Source organism: Streptomyces sp. NPDC059828 (genome assembly GCF_042731955.1).
Classification (GTDB): Bacteria; Actinomycetota; Actinomycetes; order Streptomycetales; family Streptomycetaceae; genus Streptomyces.
The window spans coordinates 139222-152961 of sequence record NZ_JBHWIW010000009.1 but is presented as its reverse complement, the minus strand read 5'-3'; the positions used below and the strand labels follow the sequence as shown (position 1 = coordinate 152961).

Below are 13740 nucleotides of genomic sequence, written 5' to 3'. Positions count from 1 at the left end.
CGCGGGGCCCCGGGGGCCCCACCACCCCAGCAGCATCCCGGGCCACCGTCGTTCCTTTTGGCGTCCACGCAGCTGGGCGGCTGGTCGGCGGGTGCGAACTCGTCGGAAGCTGCTGGCAGGGACGCCGGGACGATCCGTCATCGGTGTCACTTCTCGTCATGTGCGGTCGGTTGTCATGGCATCGGGCAACTCCTCCCGCCGGATGACGCCGTTGATTCCATGGGCCGATGTGGAAGCGGTGACGGATCGGGAGTATGGCGACGTGACTACCGCTGTGAACTCCCTCGTGCCCGTGACCAGTTCAGTCCCACCCTCGCCCCGGTGGGCGGTGTGGGCCGCCCACGCGGCACCGCTGGCGACCCTGCCGTCCGGCTTATGGAGAATCGCCATGGCCCTCGGTATCCCCGTGGGCTACTCGGAACAAGTCCTGCGCGAGGAGTACGGAATCCCCGGTTGGGGGGTGATGTACGTGATCGGCCTCGCCGTGCTCATCGAGCTCGCGGCCCTGCTCACGCTCGGCCTGGTCAGACCCTGGGGCGAACGACTGCCGCGGTGGCTCCCCTTCATCGGCGGACGTGACGTCCACCCCAGGGCCGCGCTGGTATCCGCGGTGTTCGGGGCGCTGGCGCTCACCGCCATCACCGCGGTGGTGATCGCTCAGCTCCTCGCCGGAGTCCGTCCCGACGGACACCTCACCGGCAGTGCCAACACCGTGATGGTCCTCTGCTACCTGCCCGCGTTCCTCTGGGGCCCGCTGCTGGGCGCCGTGGCCCACTCCTACCACCGCCGTCATCGCCGTATGCGGTGAGCGGCTCGTCCGGGACGCGTGCGGCGGTCCTCCGAATCCGGACCGGCGGGTGGATTCCGTGCGATCGCCGGAGCTTTTCTCCTGCGAGTACTACAGTCTTCAATGTGTGGCACATCACATCCATCCGGGTGAGGGATGTCGGTGCGGCGGCATGTTTGTGTACGGCGTACGGGGTTTGGGGGGCTTGTGCTCGACATGGTCAAGGGCGCCAACGTGGCTTTGGCGGCCCTGAGCGACAACGTCAGTTCGGTGATCTTCAGTCTGGGCTGGCTGAGCCCGACCGGTGAAGGCGACGCGGACGTCTCCGTCCTGCTCCTGGACGCGAACGGCAAGGTGCGCAGCGACGCCGACTTCTGTTTCTACAACAACCCGGTGGCCGCTGACGGAAGCGTGCAGCTGCTGGGCAAGACGCCGACGAGGGACGGTGACGAGGACCGGATCAGCTTCGATCTCACCGCGATCCCGCAGGACGTCGGCCGCATTGTCGTGGCGGCGAGTCGGTATGCCGGCGCTGGGTTCGCAGAACTGGACGCCCTCAAGGTGTCGTTGGCCGACGCGAGCGGCGAGAACCTCCTACGGTTCTCCATCGATGACGCGGGCTCGGTGAGCGCCTTCATCTTCGGCGAGCTGTATCGGCGTGGCGAGGAGTGGAAGTTCCGCGCGGTCGGACAGGGATACGACACCGGCCTGGCCGGCCTCGCGAAGGACTTCGGCGTCGACATCGAGGACGACGTCGCCGCGGAGCAACCGCTGGGCGGCGCCGCCGGTGAGGGACTGGCGGAGACGACTGTTCACACGTTAGCCGGCGTGCCCGTGCTGACCACGGCACCGGCTCCGCGTCTCCCCGCCCACCGTGCCGCTCCGGGGAAGGCGGTCGCAAGGCCGCGGACCGCGAAGAAGAAGGTCACGCTGCCCCCGGCGCCCAAGAAGTCCCTGGCGGAGAACGATTCCTGGAAGGGGGCCCGGCTCTTCCCGGTTTCGGTGCTCAAGAGCGACCGCGACCGCGAAATGCGCGCCACCTCGGTGCTCCTGTCGGTCATGGCGCAGGTGCCGGAGTTCGGCAGGCGGCTCACCGCCGCGTACGGGGCACCCGCGGGCCGTGTGGAGACGTTCACCGAGGTCTCCCTGCCGCACGGCGATACGCCACGACGCCCGGACGGTGTCATCCGCATCGAGCGGGCCGGTAAGCTGTGGACGGCGCTGATCGAGACCAAGACCAACGGCAACTCCCTGAAGCCGGATCAAGTTCAGGCCTACATGGACATCGCCACCCGTAGAGGCTACGAAGCCGTCATCACACTGTCGAACGACGTCGCACTGGAGGGCAGCCCCCTCGTCGACGTGAAGATCGATGGCCGACGCAAGCACAAAGTGGCCCTCTGGCACCTGTCCTGGGCCGAAGTCGCCTATCAGGCACAGATGCTGATCCGCCACGAGGGTGTCGGCAACATGGCGCACGCCTGGCTGCTCCAGGAACTGCTGCTCTACCTGCAGCACGAGAACTCAGGATGCCACGGCTTCCAGAACATGGGTGCGGCCTGGGTCCCCGTGCGCAACGGGATCGACGACGAAACCCTGTGCCAAGGAGACGCGCGCGCACTGGACGTGGTCGAGAGCTGGGAGAGGCTCATCCGCCAGGTCTGCCTCGGTCTCGGCGGCGAACTCGGGCAGAAGGTGCTGCCCGTCCAGCGGGCCAAACGGGGGGCCGACCCCGGAGCCCGCCGGGCCGGACTGGCCGATCAGCTCTGTGTCGAGGGAAGGCTGCACGCCGAACTGCGCATCGAGGACACCCCCGGCGCACTCGCGATCACCGCTGATCTTCGTACCGGCAAACTGCGCACCTCCATCGAGATCCCGGCACCCGAGCAGGGCTACCCCCTCACCTGGGCCAAGCGGCTCATCCGGCGCCTCGCCGAGGCACCGGCGGACCTCCACATCGAGACCCTGGTCGAAGGCGGGACAGGAGGCCCGCGGAGCACCCTGGAGCGCCTGCGTCCCGAGCCGGCAGACATCCTCCCCAGGGACAACGGCACCCAGATCACGGGTTTCCGCCTGTCCCTCTTCAAAGGAATGGGAAGCACCCGCGGGAACGCCGAGTCCGGCTTCATCCGAAGCGTCGACGACGCCGTGCACCGCTTCTACACCACCGTGGTCACCCACCTCGACCACCTGAGCCCACGCCGGGCACCATCCACGACGAGTACGGGAGCGACGTAGGGAAGCGGCGTCCCGCGCCCAGCAGCCGTGCGAGGCCCCCGCCAATTCGCGCGGCTGACCCCTGGAACCCTGATCCGTATCAAGGAGCTCGAGGAACCGCACGGGGTGATCCTGGGCAACCGCGACACCTGGTACACGGGGCCGCAGGCCAAGGACAAGTGCTGGCCGGCCATTGTGGATCTGCTGCGCAAGGACGGCTGGTCCGGGAACCCCGACATCAAGAGTCTCGACGATTCCTCGACTCGTGTGGTCTCTCTGCTGAACCACTCGAAGGAGAAGTCGTTCTCAACGCGGGACTCGCGGTCGGCTACGTGCAGTCAGTGAAGACCACATACTTCACCTCCGTCATGGCGAAGGCCGCGGATCGCGGCTACAAGGCGGCAGACATCGAGCGCGTCCCGTGAACGATCCGACCGGCCGGAGCACCTCGTCGAGGTCAGACACTCCCTCTATAGGACGCAGAAGTTGAGTCACGATCTGTCGGTCGAGGGTCGAGGGTCGAGGGTCGAGGGTCGAGGGTCGAGGGTCGAGGGTCGAGGGTCGAGGGTCGAGGCCCACCCCTGCCGGGGTGGTAGCCACTGCGGACCGTTGCCTGCTGCCGCTGTGACAGCGACGAATGAGCGTGTCCCACCGAAGTTCGAGTGACAGCGTTCACTGTCCCGGCAGCAGGTCGAGGTCCAGAAGCATGTCGAGCGACCGGGTGCCGTCCGCCTCGGCGAAGGTGCCGACTGGGCGGAAGCCGCTTTTCTCGTAGTAGCGGATGGCGCGCGGGTTGCCGGCGAGGACTCCGCCCCACAGGATGATCCTCTTCCTGCCCAGACGCCGTGCGACGTCCGCGATGAGCGGGAAGACGTGCGTTCCTACTCCCTTCCCCTGGTAGTCGTCGGCCAGGGTGGGGCCGAAGCGGCAGTCGGTCGCTGCGAGGGGGATGTCGGCCTCCTGGTAGCGCGCGATGTCGTCGGGGTGGAGATCGAGGCTGAATTCGAGGAGGCCGACGATCCTGCCGGCTGGTGCCTCTTCGAGCACCAGCCTGAGCTTGTCGTAGCGCGCGATCGCGTCACACAGCTCACGGGCGGCCACGAGGTCGTACCCGTCTTGCGTGCTGAACCGCCTGGACTCGGGGGACAGTCCCTCGAGAAAGCCAGCCAGGCGCTCCGCATCGGCGCGGGCGAGAGGGCGGAACACAACCTCCGACCCGCCTTCCAGCGCCAGCCGGCGCGTCAGCACCAGCGGATCATCGGCAATCTCCGTCAGCGTGAGCACCCCGGCAACTCCCATGACCCCCACCTACTCAGACTTCGATGGCACGAGCTGCGCCGGAACACGATATTTGGAAGCGCGGTTGGCGGTGACCTGGAGCTTCGGGCCCTGCGGGACACGCTGGTTGGAACCAAGTGGTCACTGTTCCTGGATCCAGCGTCGAATTGCCATCGTTGTCGGAGCCGGATCCGAACATCCGACTTCCGGAGCGCGGGGATGATGGTCACTATGGATACGGCATCACCGGATCAGCAGATCCTGGTCGAAGCGGGTTGGCAGAAGGTTCGCGACGACGGGCGGGTTCGTCCGGAGCTGCTCGAAGCGGCCTACGCCGAACCCCGCTGGTTGACAGCGAACCGCAGAGCGGATCGCGCCGTCTCGCGGACGGTACTCGGCTCACCGTCGAAATCCTGTTGGGCCGTGAAGAGGCGGATGGACCCGAGTACCTCCAAGTGCTCTTGTCCGGCGAGATGCGCAACTTCGGCTTTGAGGTGTGCGCACCGCTGGAATGCCAGCGGGTGCTTCGGAGCTGAGCTAGAAGCCGCCGCGGCCTGACTCCTCGCCACACGCGCCTAGACGCCTCACTGAGACGGACGGCCGAACGACTGGGTTCGGTGAGTAAATGCCTCGATTGGATGAGAGCCATCATCAGCACAACAAAGAATCGAACATTTGTATCATTGTGAGGTGGCCGGTTCCTACCCTCCTGACCTGATCGATGCGCAGCGGCGCCTGCACGAGCGCGGGCTGATTACAAGGCGCTATGCGCCACGCTGCCGTGGTCCGTGGAACCGATGGCGGGTTGGCCGGGCACGGAGCACCCGCACACAGGGGGGGATCACCGGTGTGCGTGAGGACAGTCCCGGCTACACCCCGGAGCAGGTCGCCGAAGTAGATCGACTCTAGAAACTGTTGCAGGAGCGGTCCGTCGCTGTGGCCACACATCCGCACTGGCGGACGGTAGAAGCCGGGGAGCGTGTGGCGGCCCGGATCCGGCTGAAGAGTCTCCCTGACGTCCAACCGACGGCTGGCTCGTAGCTGGGAGCCATTCGATGTCTGAGCTCACGACGGCGCAGCGGCTCCTGCGGCAGCGCGCACTCGCGACTGGCTCACCTACCAGCCGCGACTGACCGAGGGAACCATCCGCCAGCTCGAAGCCGAAGAGGCCGAGCAGGAACGCCGGCGGGAGAAGGAACGCGTTGCGCGGCTGTGGAAACTCCAGCCTGGCCGCGTCAGCGGCATGGAGCCGATGCTGCACCGGGCCGACTGCAGCCTGTACAAGACCCAGTTGGGCTACGTCGACCACGAACACGTGCTCGTCGCCCTGGAAGAATTCCCCGAGCTGGAGGCCTGCGAGATCTGCGACCCGCTGTCTGACTAGGACTTGTCCGGTCGAAGCCGTTCGGAGCTAGATGAAGCCGGTCCTGTCCGGGCAGGACCGGCAACGGCGACTTCAGTACCTGTCCGGCCCCGGTCTGGGCCGGATCACCAGCACGACCGCGGGTCTTGTACGTGCTCGGGCGAGTGCCGGTCCTCTCCCTGCCCAAGCTGGTCTGGACCAGGAAGCCGGGGTCCGTGTCCCACGGTGGGGCAGCAATGTGCACCCGCTAGGTGCCGGGGATGCCCACCTCGACGAGGGCTCCGCCGCGGAACATCCACAGACCGAACAGATCGTCGTCCTGGTCGTGCAGCATGACCTGCACGCAGGCGGGCTCGTTCCACGGCAGGGACTCCAGATCCTTGAGGGGCGTCCTCACCCTTAAGGAGACCCGCCCGGTCTCGGGAAAGAAGTCGCGCGACGCGCCGGCAACTCCCCGGAGGTCATCCACCGTCGGTACGAGGGCTGCATCGATGGTCAGGAGGAGGCGAACAACAAGAAGATCGAAGAGGCGATGGGATGGCGCGAAGCGGCGCCCTGATTCTCACTCGCCACTCACTCGGGAACCGTGCGTGAGAACGACAAAGAGCCGGATCCAGTGGGACTGGGTCCGGCTCTTGATGTCTGGCACTTCCGCAGGTCAGCGGGTTGATCACGCTGGTCCGGCTTCTGTGCCCCCGGCAGGATTCGAACCTGCGCACACGGCTCCGGAGGGCATGCCCGTGAGCCCCTTGGAACCAGTTCTGACCTTGTGTTTTCTCTCCAATGGTGCGCGACCGATGTCGATCTCTATCGCATACCCTGCGCAGAGGCCTTGCCGGCGCTCCTGCGCGTGCCCAAGACGGTTAGCTGAGCCGGACTGGGCGCCAGCTTGAGCCGCTGCCGCTGAGTGCGCCGAGCGACTCCAGGCGCCTGAGCTGATAGGCGGCGTAGGAGTCGCTCGAGAGGGCAACGGCCCGAGTAACGGGCAGGTCGCCGCAAGCCGCCGACGCCTGGGCCACCAACGTCGACATCACTGAGCGCGGTAGCGGCGTGAGCCGGAAGCCCCACTCCGCCTCAATGCTCGTTCAACGTCTTCCGCTCGGTTCTCAGTTGATCTAGCCTTGTCAAGTTGGCTAAGGGGGTGGGGGCGCTACCTATGGTCGGGTTAGTCGATGGCGCAGGAGCGGGCGAGCCGCGCAGGAGCAACATTGAGCCGGTCGATCCGCTGACGTTCACCGGCATGATGGAGCAGCTCCAAGAGGGGTACGTCGCGAGTGTGGCGGCGACGGCCGGCTGCACCATGGAGACCGTTGACAAGGACTTCTGGGGTGCCGATGTCCAGTTGATTCGCCCTCCGCGTACAGCGCTTGAGGAAGAGTCCATGGTGTTTGCCCAGCTGAAGAGCACCACCACCACGTGTCCAGACGGCAGCAAGGACTTTTTCAGCTACCAGTTCACGAAGCGCAAGTACTTCGATCACATGGTCAAGCCGAGAAAGAACAACAAGGCCATCCTGATCGTGATGACGATGTCGCCGCGGCAAACCGATTGGACTGTGGCAAATCACGATGGGCTGCTGACTAGGCGAAGCTGCTACTGGGCATATCTGGAGGGGGCACAGGCTCCATCGCATGTCCAGAAGCCCACGGTGCGCATCCCGACGAAGAACCTTTTGGACGCTGGATCGTTGAACTTTATCCTCGACAGGATCGATAGGGGTGAGTCGCTGCATGAATAACGTCAAGATCCCCGCTCACGTTGATCCTGACCGCCTGGGGGCGCTGCTAACAGAGGCTGGCTGGCGACAAGTTGGCGGACGTCAGGGACTCTATAAGCGTTTTCTTCCGCCAGGGGGAACTTCGTCAGGTATCGGGAAGTCGAGCCTTGTCATTCCCCTAGATGATTCCGCCCCCGAGTTCTCGGACCTGCTGCATGCTGCATTGTTGCAGATCTCGCAAGATCGCGAGCTGTGGGCGCGTTCGATATATCCGCGCCTTGCTGTTGAAGCTTCGGACGAATTTCGGTTTCGGAAGGAATCTGCGGCGCCCAGCGGGCTCATTGAATGGCGAAGCGGTGAGGCCCTAATTGAGTCGGCGAGGAAAACGCTGATCGCGGGTGCCAAGTCTTATGTCAGTCCGGGGCGCCACTTCGTGAATCGCAATGGCCGATTTGCTGGAAGATACCTGGATCAAGTGCTGATGGGGCAGACGGCCCCGGGCAGTTATATCGTGACGGCTTATGCTCCGCCAAACGGCTACGTATCACTCCAGTCCGGTGGTGAAGGCGGCGTATCAAACACTATTCCGGAAGTGGGTGCAGCGCCCGTCCGTGCGGTGAATCAAGCAGTGGTTAAGGCTCTTGAAGCCACTGTTGAAGCGCTAGAGCACTACCATGCGAGTAGCTCGCTTTCTGGTTTTGAGGACGGTGTAAGTCGTGGGGTCTCCTACGAAATGACTAATGCGGTTCTGGGTATGGCTAGCCGCGCAGACGCCGCTGACATCTCGATCGAGTGGGACTCCAGCGCTCCAGCTTCTCCTTCATTGCCTTCATACTTCGAATTCACCAGTGACGATGTGGAGCCACTAAGCAGGGCTGCTGTTCAACTCGCTGAAGATCAGAGCACCCAAGTCGTTACTATGGTCGGTAGGGTCCACTTGCTGACCAAGAAGAATGCAGGTAGCCCCGGCGTTTTCGGGATTGAGTCTCTCCTTCCAGGCTCCCCGCGTAAAGTGCGTGTCCGACTCAGGGACGAAGAGGACTACCATGAAGCCATTCGTGCTCACGAAGAAGAGCTTGCGCTTCAGGTCAGTGGAACTCTGGAGAAAGAAGGAAACCTGAGTTGGCTTTACCATGCAACAGTGATTCAGGCGATGGGGCCCATTGCGGGTTACGGTGCCCGCCCTTCGTCTAAAGGCATAGACGTGCCAGACGGGCAAATGGACCTATTTGAGCGTGGTGGCAATTCCTCCAGCTGAGCTGGCACTTAGGCAGCGACTATGACGGCTGCTCATTTCGGCAGGAAGCCAGGCTTCTCTTGTCCGAGAGTCTGCAGCCGTGCTAGGTAGTCCTGAGCCGATGGCTCCGACGCGTACCGGCGCTTCATCTCGGCAGCGAGTTCGCGGCTGGTCATGATGAGCGACGGTACTGACTGGCGGTCGCCTTCGAGGGCGCGAGCACCCATCGTAAGTGCCTGCTCCAGATCGCCTTCACGCGCCGCCGTGACTCCTAGCGTGACGCGGGCTTCAGCGTTGCGCATCGGTGAGCGCTCGGTGCCGTCGAAGTCCGTTCCTGCCCTCAGTACCTCTTCGGCGAGCGTGCGCGCTAGTCGGTCCTCGCCGACGAGGCGGTAGCAGTCCATTGCGTAGAAGTCGAACTTGGCCGGATCGACCACGAAGTGGTTGTCCAGGTTCTCGGGGTGCGGCATCCCTTCGAGAATCCGGCGCCCCTTGTCCAGCGCGACTTCCACTTGCCGGCGGTCCCCGAGCCGTGCCCATGCCTTGGCTTCCTGCGCTGCGAGTTGCACGGCGACGCTGTGATGGGCCGCCGCATCGGCTCCGGCCTGCGCTGCCGCGATGACGCCCCGGTAGTCACCGGTCGTGAGAGCGAACCATGCCCGCATCTCGTGTGCCCATCCGGCCACCTCTGCGTGGTCGGCTTCGGTCGCGAGAGAGAGTGCGGCGCGGCGTGTGGACTCGGCGGCATGACGGTCGCCCGTGTCGTACTCGACGCAGCCGACCAGCAGAGCGAGCCAGCCGGACAGAGCGAGTACTTCGCGGTGCTGTGCCAGCGTGAGGCTCTTCGTGTGCAGTTCGACGACTCGGCGAAGCCACTGCCGTCCCTCGATGAGAAGCTGTTCGCTCGGCATGAACGGATACTCCGAGGCGAGCCGGTCTGTCGTGATCCGCAGGGCATCGAGCGTGGCGTTGTCGACGTCGGACCGGTTCAGACGGCTCACGATCTCCAGCGTCTCCATGCCGCTCGCCGCCAGGATCTCCCGGTCTCCGTCTCGCCGTGCAGGCGCGGGGAACAGCGCGTGTGTCACGGTGCCGAAGGTGGCCGCGATGATCGGTTGGTAGAAGTCGTTCGGCGTCTGGCCCGACTCCCAGCGCTTCCACTGGCGGATCATGCTCTCTTCGGCGGGCAGCTCCGCGGGGGCGTGCGCGCGCAGGGCCCTGACTGCGTCACGTTGAGACCAGTCGCGCGCCATTCGTTCAGCGGCGATGCGTCGTGCCCAAGCGGGCCTGTCGTCGGTCATGCGCCCTCCTCCGAGTGCCTGCTCTGAGTCTCGCGCGTTAGCCGGGGGGACAGGAAAGGTGACAGGGGGGTGTCACCGGGCATGTCCCCTCCTCTGCTCTGCTGTCCCCGGGCTGTCACTTATCTCTCAACTCCCCGTCCGTGCATGCTGGTTGCAGATCACGCACCACCCGGCACGGAGCGGCTTTCGAGCGCTTCGAGCCTGCCGCGAAGTTCCGAGACTTGGGAGGTGAGATGTTCGAGCTGGCGCAGGACCTCGGGAAGGTCGACGTTCGCGTCGGCTTCGCTGGCTTGCTCCGGATCGCGGGCGTAGCTGCCTCGCGACGTGGTCAGGATCAGCCCGTCCTCGCGAAGGATCGAGAGGGCTCGCTGCACTGTCATTCCCGAGATCTTGAACCGCGTAGTCAGGTCTCGTACGGACCCCACATGGGCTCCCGGCTTGATGTCGCCGCGCAGGATCTCCTGTCGCAGGATGTCGGCCGCCTGCTCGGACTCCGGTCGCGGGTCGTTCTTCGAGATTTCAGCGCTCATCACGCCATCGAGCGTACCCACCCCTAGTACGGCCTAGCACGAAATCGCAGCGCCCTCTTGCGCTGCAGTTCGTGCTAGTACATGCTGGTACGACATGGCACGGTGAACCCGGAAGGGTTTCGGCGGCTGTGTTTGCAAGTGCTCGACCTGCAAGTTCGCACAACCAGGGGCCCCGCATCGGACGGGGGGAGGCGACCCGGCGCCTTGTCATTAACCGGAGGGCTTAGGCCGAAAGGTCATGTCTCCATACGCCTACTTCGAGGCCGGACAGCTCTACCTGACACGGGAGCGCGGTCGCGATTAAGGGGACACGCACCACCTCAACTTCCGCCGCGCGTAGTGCGGCGGCCGGTTGCCTCCCCCGTCTGTCCGGCGCCGCGTACTGCGCGATGTCGTACGGGCGGGGTGGAGGGGAGCCGGAGTTCCTGGTTTCCAACGGCGCGCGGCCCCGGTGAGGCAACACCGGGGCCGCTGTTCGGGCCGTTCCCGTCTGAGAGGAGCACGACCCATGAAAGCCATCGTTGCTGGTCATGTGGCTGTTACGGCCACTGAATTCGTTGAACTCGCGCTCGGTACTCCCGTTGACTTATGGCTGGGTGTGGAGGGCGAGAGCGAGGAGGAGCGGGCCGCTCGGCTGGACGCGGCCCGCGACATCCTGGCCGACAACCCGGGCCTGCCGGACGGCGTGTCCCGGGTCGCCGCGGAGGCGATCGAGGCGTTCGCGTCGGAGCTGTTCAACGTCGTCCCGCTGGTGCGCCGTCCCGTGGCGCGGCTTCAGCCGTCCCGCAAGGCGGTGGCGTGATGGGACTGCGTGACCGCATTCGCGATACCGCCATCCGGCACATGACGGATACCGACGGCACCCCCAACCTGGCTCGCCGCGCAACACAGGCGGCATCCGTTCTGGCCGACACCGCGGCCGACCACAGCACCGCAGCCGCTGCGGCGATTGCCGGGCTGGGAGCCGCAGCGGTCGCCGCAGAGGGGGCACTGAGCAACTACGTGTATCCCCCGGGCGACTACGCCACCTTCCGTGACGATTCGAAGGGGAGGCGGCGATGACTCCCACCGCTCACGAGGACGACCAACCTTCGGTACCGCCCTTGACGCGCCCGGAGATGGGCCTGGCTGGTCTGGGCGCGCTCGCCGCGGCCGGTGTGGGCGCCCTGGGCCTAATCGCGTCCTTTGACGCGGTATCCGCCGCAGCGCTGCGGTGGGGGTTCGGTCAGCCATGGATGCTGCCGGTTGGTATCGACGTGGCCATCCCGGTGTTCACGGTGGCCAACCTGTTGCTGATCCGGATGGACATGGCGCTTGCATGGGTGCGGTTCGTTCCGTGGGTGCTGACGCTGGTCACCTGCGGGCTGAATGTGGCTGCTGGACAGGGCCTGTGGGCGAAGGTGGCGCACGGCACGATGCCGCTGCTGTGGGTGGTCTTCTCCGAGATCGGCGCCCACATCTACGCCGTCCGCATCGGCGCCGTGACCGGCCGACGCATGGACAAGATCCGCTTCGGCAGGTGGCTGCTCGCCTTCCCCTCCACATTCGCCCTGTGGCGGCGCATGACGTTGTGGGAGATCACCTCCTACACCGATGCGCTAGAGCGGGAGAGGGAGCGGCAGTTGGCCCGTGCGGAGTTGCGCGAGATGTACGGGCGCCGGTGGCGTAAGCACGCCCCGCATCGCACCCGCGTGCTGCTCAGGCTCGGTGATGTCGCCCCGGCTACAGTCCCGTCGGATCCGGCTCCCGAGCCACAGCCTGGGGCTGCGGGGGAGCCGACGGGCCAGGCGGCCAAGCCGCGTGCTCGCGGCAGGGGCCGAAAGCCGGGCGCGAAGGCGAAGGCCACACGTTCGGCGGCGGAGCTGCTGGATGAGGCCCGCGAGGCCGCTGCCGGGTGGTCGGATGAGGCGATCAATGCGGAGGCGCTCCGGACCGAGCTACACTGCTCGGCTGCCAACTCCCGGATGGTCCGTGACGCGTTGCTGAACGAGCGGGCTGACCGCCGAAGCCTGCACCCCATTGAGCCTGAGGGGGTGGCGGCATGACGACAGCAGTCTTTCGGGTGCTCTCGCTGGGGGCGGGTGTTCAGTCCACGACGTTGCTGATGCTTGCGGCTGAGGGTCGGCTGCCGAAGTGGGATGCTGCGATCTTTGCGGACACCGGGTGGGAGCCGACGCGGGTGTATGAGCACCTGGACCGGCTGGAGCGCGAGATTGCCCAGCCTGCCGGTATCCCCGTCCACCGCGTTCGTGTGGAGGGCGGCAACCTGCGAGCCGACTCGCTCAACCCCGGCTCGTCTGTCCCCATCCCGGTCTTCGTCATCGATCGTGAGGGCACGCGGGCGGCGATGGTGCGGCGGCAGTGCACCGAGGCATACAAGGTAAAGCCCATCAAGGCCAAGGTTCGGGCCATGCTCGGCTACCCGCATCCCCGGCCCGTACCGGCGGGTGTGTTCGTAGAGCAAGCGATCGGGATCAGCCGGGATGAGTTCGAACGGGCCAAGGACGCATCCGTCCGCTACCTGCGCAACGTCTTCCCGCTGCTGGACCTGGATGGCGCTGCCGACGGCCGCGAAGGTTGGACCCGTAACGACTGCTTGCGCTACCTGCGCGCCCGCGGTTGGGGAGAGACGCCGAAGTCCGCGTGCATCGGCTGTCCGTTCCACGGCAATCGACAGTGGCGCGAGCTGCGCGACCAGCACCCGCAAGAGTGGGCGGATGCGGTCGACTTCGACCGCCGCCTTCGCCAGACGCAGCTTCGTGGCATCAAGACCAAGCCGTACCTGCACCGCAGCCTGCTCCCGCTTGACCAGGCGCCCATCGACCGTGTGACCCGCGCTGAGTGGGCTGACCGACAGGGCGACCTGTTCGACACGGCAGCGGACGCGGAAGCCGAAGACGGCGCTGCACTCGGCTGCTCCCCGTGGTCCTGCCGCGGGGGAGCGGAGGTGGCGGCATGACTGAACCGATTGTGGCGGCCGACCTGTTCCGCAGGGTGATGGCGACGGCTGGCGGGCGCTGCCAGTGCGAGGGCGCATGCGGCCAGCCGCACGCCAAGAGTGACGGTCGGTGCCCGCGCGAGCACGACCACTACGCGGGCAAGCACAGCGCCCCGGTGCGGCTGATGGCCGCCGCGGCCGACCCGCTCACCACCGACCGCCAGGCAGTCGCCCTCCCCGCGAGCGCGCTGCGCGCGTGGTGCCCCCAGTGCTTCACCGGCGCCCAACGGGCCGCCCGACGCGAAGCCCAGAGATCGACCACGGATCAGTGCGGACTGTTCGACCTATAGCCGCGGGGCCCGGCCACCCACC

15 protein-coding genes are annotated in these 13740 nt (G+C 65.9%); 11 read left to right on the top strand and 4 right to left on the bottom strand.

Features of this window, described 5'->3' with window-relative positions; translation table 11 throughout:
* The first annotated feature begins 388 nt into the window (after nt 1-388).
* The 3 genes from ACFV6V_RS08470 to ACFV6V_RS08460 all read left to right on the top strand — a co-directional run bounded on the left by ACFV6V_RS08470 (nt 389) and on the right by ACFV6V_RS08460 (nt 3349).
* Nucleotides 389-808 carry a hypothetical protein gene (locus tag ACFV6V_RS08470; protein WP_385560973.1) on the top strand — a complete coding sequence of 140 codons (420 nt, stop codon included), beginning with the start codon at nt 389-391 and terminating at the stop codon, nt 806-808.
* A 195-nt stretch (nt 809-1003) separates the two neighbouring features.
* Nucleotides 1004-3025 (top strand): TerD family protein, encoded by a 2022-nt coding sequence (locus tag ACFV6V_RS08465; RefSeq protein ID WP_385561055.1) that lies wholly within the window; start codon nt 1004-1006, stop codon nt 3023-3025.
* Nucleotides 3026-3052: 27 nt separating this feature from the next.
* Nucleotides 3053-3349, top strand: a complete 297-nt coding sequence (locus ACFV6V_RS08460) for a hypothetical protein (protein ID WP_385560970.1) — start codon at nt 3053-3055, stop codon at nt 3347-3349.
* Nucleotides 3350-3676: 327 nt separating this feature from the next.
* Here the strand turns inward: ACFV6V_RS08460 and ACFV6V_RS08455 are convergent, their stop codons facing one another.
* On the bottom strand, nt 3677-4288 hold the full coding sequence (locus ACFV6V_RS08455) for a GNAT family N-acetyltransferase (RefSeq protein WP_385560967.1): 612 nt from the start codon (nt 4286-4288) through the stop codon (nt 3677-3679).
* A 1123-nt stretch (nt 4289-5411) separates the two neighbouring features.
* On the opposite strand from ACFV6V_RS08455, the gene ACFV6V_RS08450 reads away from it, so the two are divergent.
* Nucleotides 5412-5666, top strand: a complete 255-nt coding sequence (locus ACFV6V_RS08450; RefSeq protein WP_385561052.1) for a DUF6233 domain-containing protein — start codon at nt 5412-5414, stop codon at nt 5664-5666.
* Nucleotides 5667-5892: 226 nt separating this feature from the next.
* On the opposite strand, the gene ACFV6V_RS08445 is transcribed toward ACFV6V_RS08450, so the two are convergent.
* Nucleotides 5893-6042 carry a hypothetical protein gene (locus ACFV6V_RS08445; protein WP_385560964.1) on the bottom strand — a complete coding sequence of 50 codons (150 nt, stop codon included), beginning with the start codon at nt 6040-6042 and terminating at the stop codon, nt 5893-5895.
* A 732-nt stretch (nt 6043-6774) separates the two neighbouring features.
* Between ACFV6V_RS08445 and ACFV6V_RS08440 the strand changes: the two genes are divergently transcribed.
* Together ACFV6V_RS08440 and ACFV6V_RS08435 are read left to right on the top strand one after the other, a co-directional pair.
* Complete coding sequence (locus ACFV6V_RS08440; RefSeq protein ID WP_385560962.1) at nt 6775-7383, top strand: DUF4365 domain-containing protein; 609 nt, start codon at nt 6775-6777, stop codon at nt 7381-7383.
* Nucleotides 7376-8620, top strand: a complete 1245-nt coding sequence (locus tag ACFV6V_RS08435; protein ID WP_385560961.1) for a hypothetical protein — start codon at nt 7376-7378, stop codon at nt 8618-8620. Before ACFV6V_RS08440 ends, ACFV6V_RS08435 begins: the two co-directional genes overlap by 8 nt.
* Nucleotides 8621-8652: 32 nt before the next feature.
* Here ACFV6V_RS08435 and ACFV6V_RS08430 read toward each other — a convergent pair whose 3' ends face one another.
* Both ACFV6V_RS08430 and ACFV6V_RS08425 read right to left on the bottom strand, forming a co-directional pair.
* Nucleotides 8653-9900, bottom strand: coding sequence for an XRE family transcriptional regulator (locus tag ACFV6V_RS08430; RefSeq protein ID WP_385560959.1), 1248 nt, complete (start codon nt 9898-9900; stop codon nt 8653-8655).
* A gap of 158 nt (nt 9901-10058) precedes the next feature.
* Entirely contained in the window at nt 10059-10451 is a 393-nt protein-coding gene (locus ACFV6V_RS08425) for a GntR family transcriptional regulator (protein ID WP_385560956.1), read from the bottom strand.
* A gap of 487 nt (nt 10452-10938) precedes the next feature.
* Here ACFV6V_RS08425 and ACFV6V_RS08420 point away from each other — a divergent pair, with 487 nt between their 5' ends.
* The 5 genes from ACFV6V_RS08420 to ACFV6V_RS08400 are packed head-to-tail and all read left to right on the top strand — an operon-like array spanning nt 10939 to nt 13718.
* Nucleotides 10939-11232: a hypothetical protein gene (locus ACFV6V_RS08420; protein WP_385560953.1), complete on the top strand. Its 294-nt coding sequence runs from the start codon at nt 10939-10941 to the stop codon at nt 11230-11232.
* Nucleotides 11232-11492, top strand: coding sequence for a hypothetical protein (locus ACFV6V_RS08415; RefSeq protein WP_385560950.1), 261 nt, complete (start codon nt 11232-11234; stop codon nt 11490-11492). Before ACFV6V_RS08420 ends, ACFV6V_RS08415 begins: the two co-directional genes overlap by 1 nt.
* The gene (locus tag ACFV6V_RS08410; protein WP_385560947.1) at nt 11489-12475 is read left to right on the top strand and encodes a DUF2637 domain-containing protein; all 987 of its coding nucleotides are present in this window, start codon (nt 11489-11491) and stop codon (nt 12473-12475) included. Before ACFV6V_RS08415 ends, ACFV6V_RS08410 begins: the two co-directional genes overlap by 4 nt.
* Complete coding sequence (locus ACFV6V_RS08405) at nt 12472-13389, top strand: hypothetical protein (RefSeq protein WP_385560944.1); 918 nt, start codon at nt 12472-12474, stop codon at nt 13387-13389. Before ACFV6V_RS08410 ends, ACFV6V_RS08405 begins: the two co-directional genes overlap by 4 nt.
* Nucleotides 13386-13718 carry a hypothetical protein gene (locus tag ACFV6V_RS08400; RefSeq protein WP_385560941.1) on the top strand — a complete coding sequence of 111 codons (333 nt, stop codon included), beginning with the start codon at nt 13386-13388 and terminating at the stop codon, nt 13716-13718. Before ACFV6V_RS08405 ends, ACFV6V_RS08400 begins: the two co-directional genes overlap by 4 nt.
* Nucleotides 13719-13740: the final 22 nt, after the last annotated feature.

Bases quoted from the DNA above. Each gene is read 5' to 3' on its own strand.
- ACFV6V_RS08470 (WP_385560973.1), top strand. From the start codon at position 389: ATGGCCCTCGGTATCCCCGTGGGCTACTCGGAACAAGTCCTGCGCGAG.
- ACFV6V_RS08465 (WP_385561055.1), top strand. From the start codon at position 1,004: ATGGTCAAGGGCGCCAACGTGGCTTTGGCGGCCCTGAGCGACAACGTC.
- ACFV6V_RS08435 (WP_385560961.1), top strand. From the start codon at position 7,376: ATGAATAACGTCAAGATCCCCGCTCACGTTGATCCTGACCGCCTGGGG.
- ACFV6V_RS08430 (WP_385560959.1), bottom strand. From the start codon at position 9,900: ATGACCGACGACAGGCCCGCTTGGGCACGACGCATCGCCGCTGAACGA.
- ACFV6V_RS08420 (WP_385560953.1), top strand. From the start codon at position 10,939: ATGAAAGCCATCGTTGCTGGTCATGTGGCTGTTACGGCCACTGAATTC.
- ACFV6V_RS08415 (WP_385560950.1), top strand. From the start codon at position 11,232: ATGGGACTGCGTGACCGCATTCGCGATACCGCCATCCGGCACATGACG.
- ACFV6V_RS08410 (WP_385560947.1), top strand. From the start codon at position 11,489: ATGACTCCCACCGCTCACGAGGACGACCAACCTTCGGTACCGCCCTTG.
- ACFV6V_RS08405 (WP_385560944.1), top strand. From the start codon at position 12,472: ATGACGACAGCAGTCTTTCGGGTGCTCTCGCTGGGGGCGGGTGTTCAG.
- ACFV6V_RS08400 (WP_385560941.1), top strand. From the start codon at position 13,386: ATGACTGAACCGATTGTGGCGGCCGACCTGTTCCGCAGGGTGATGGCG.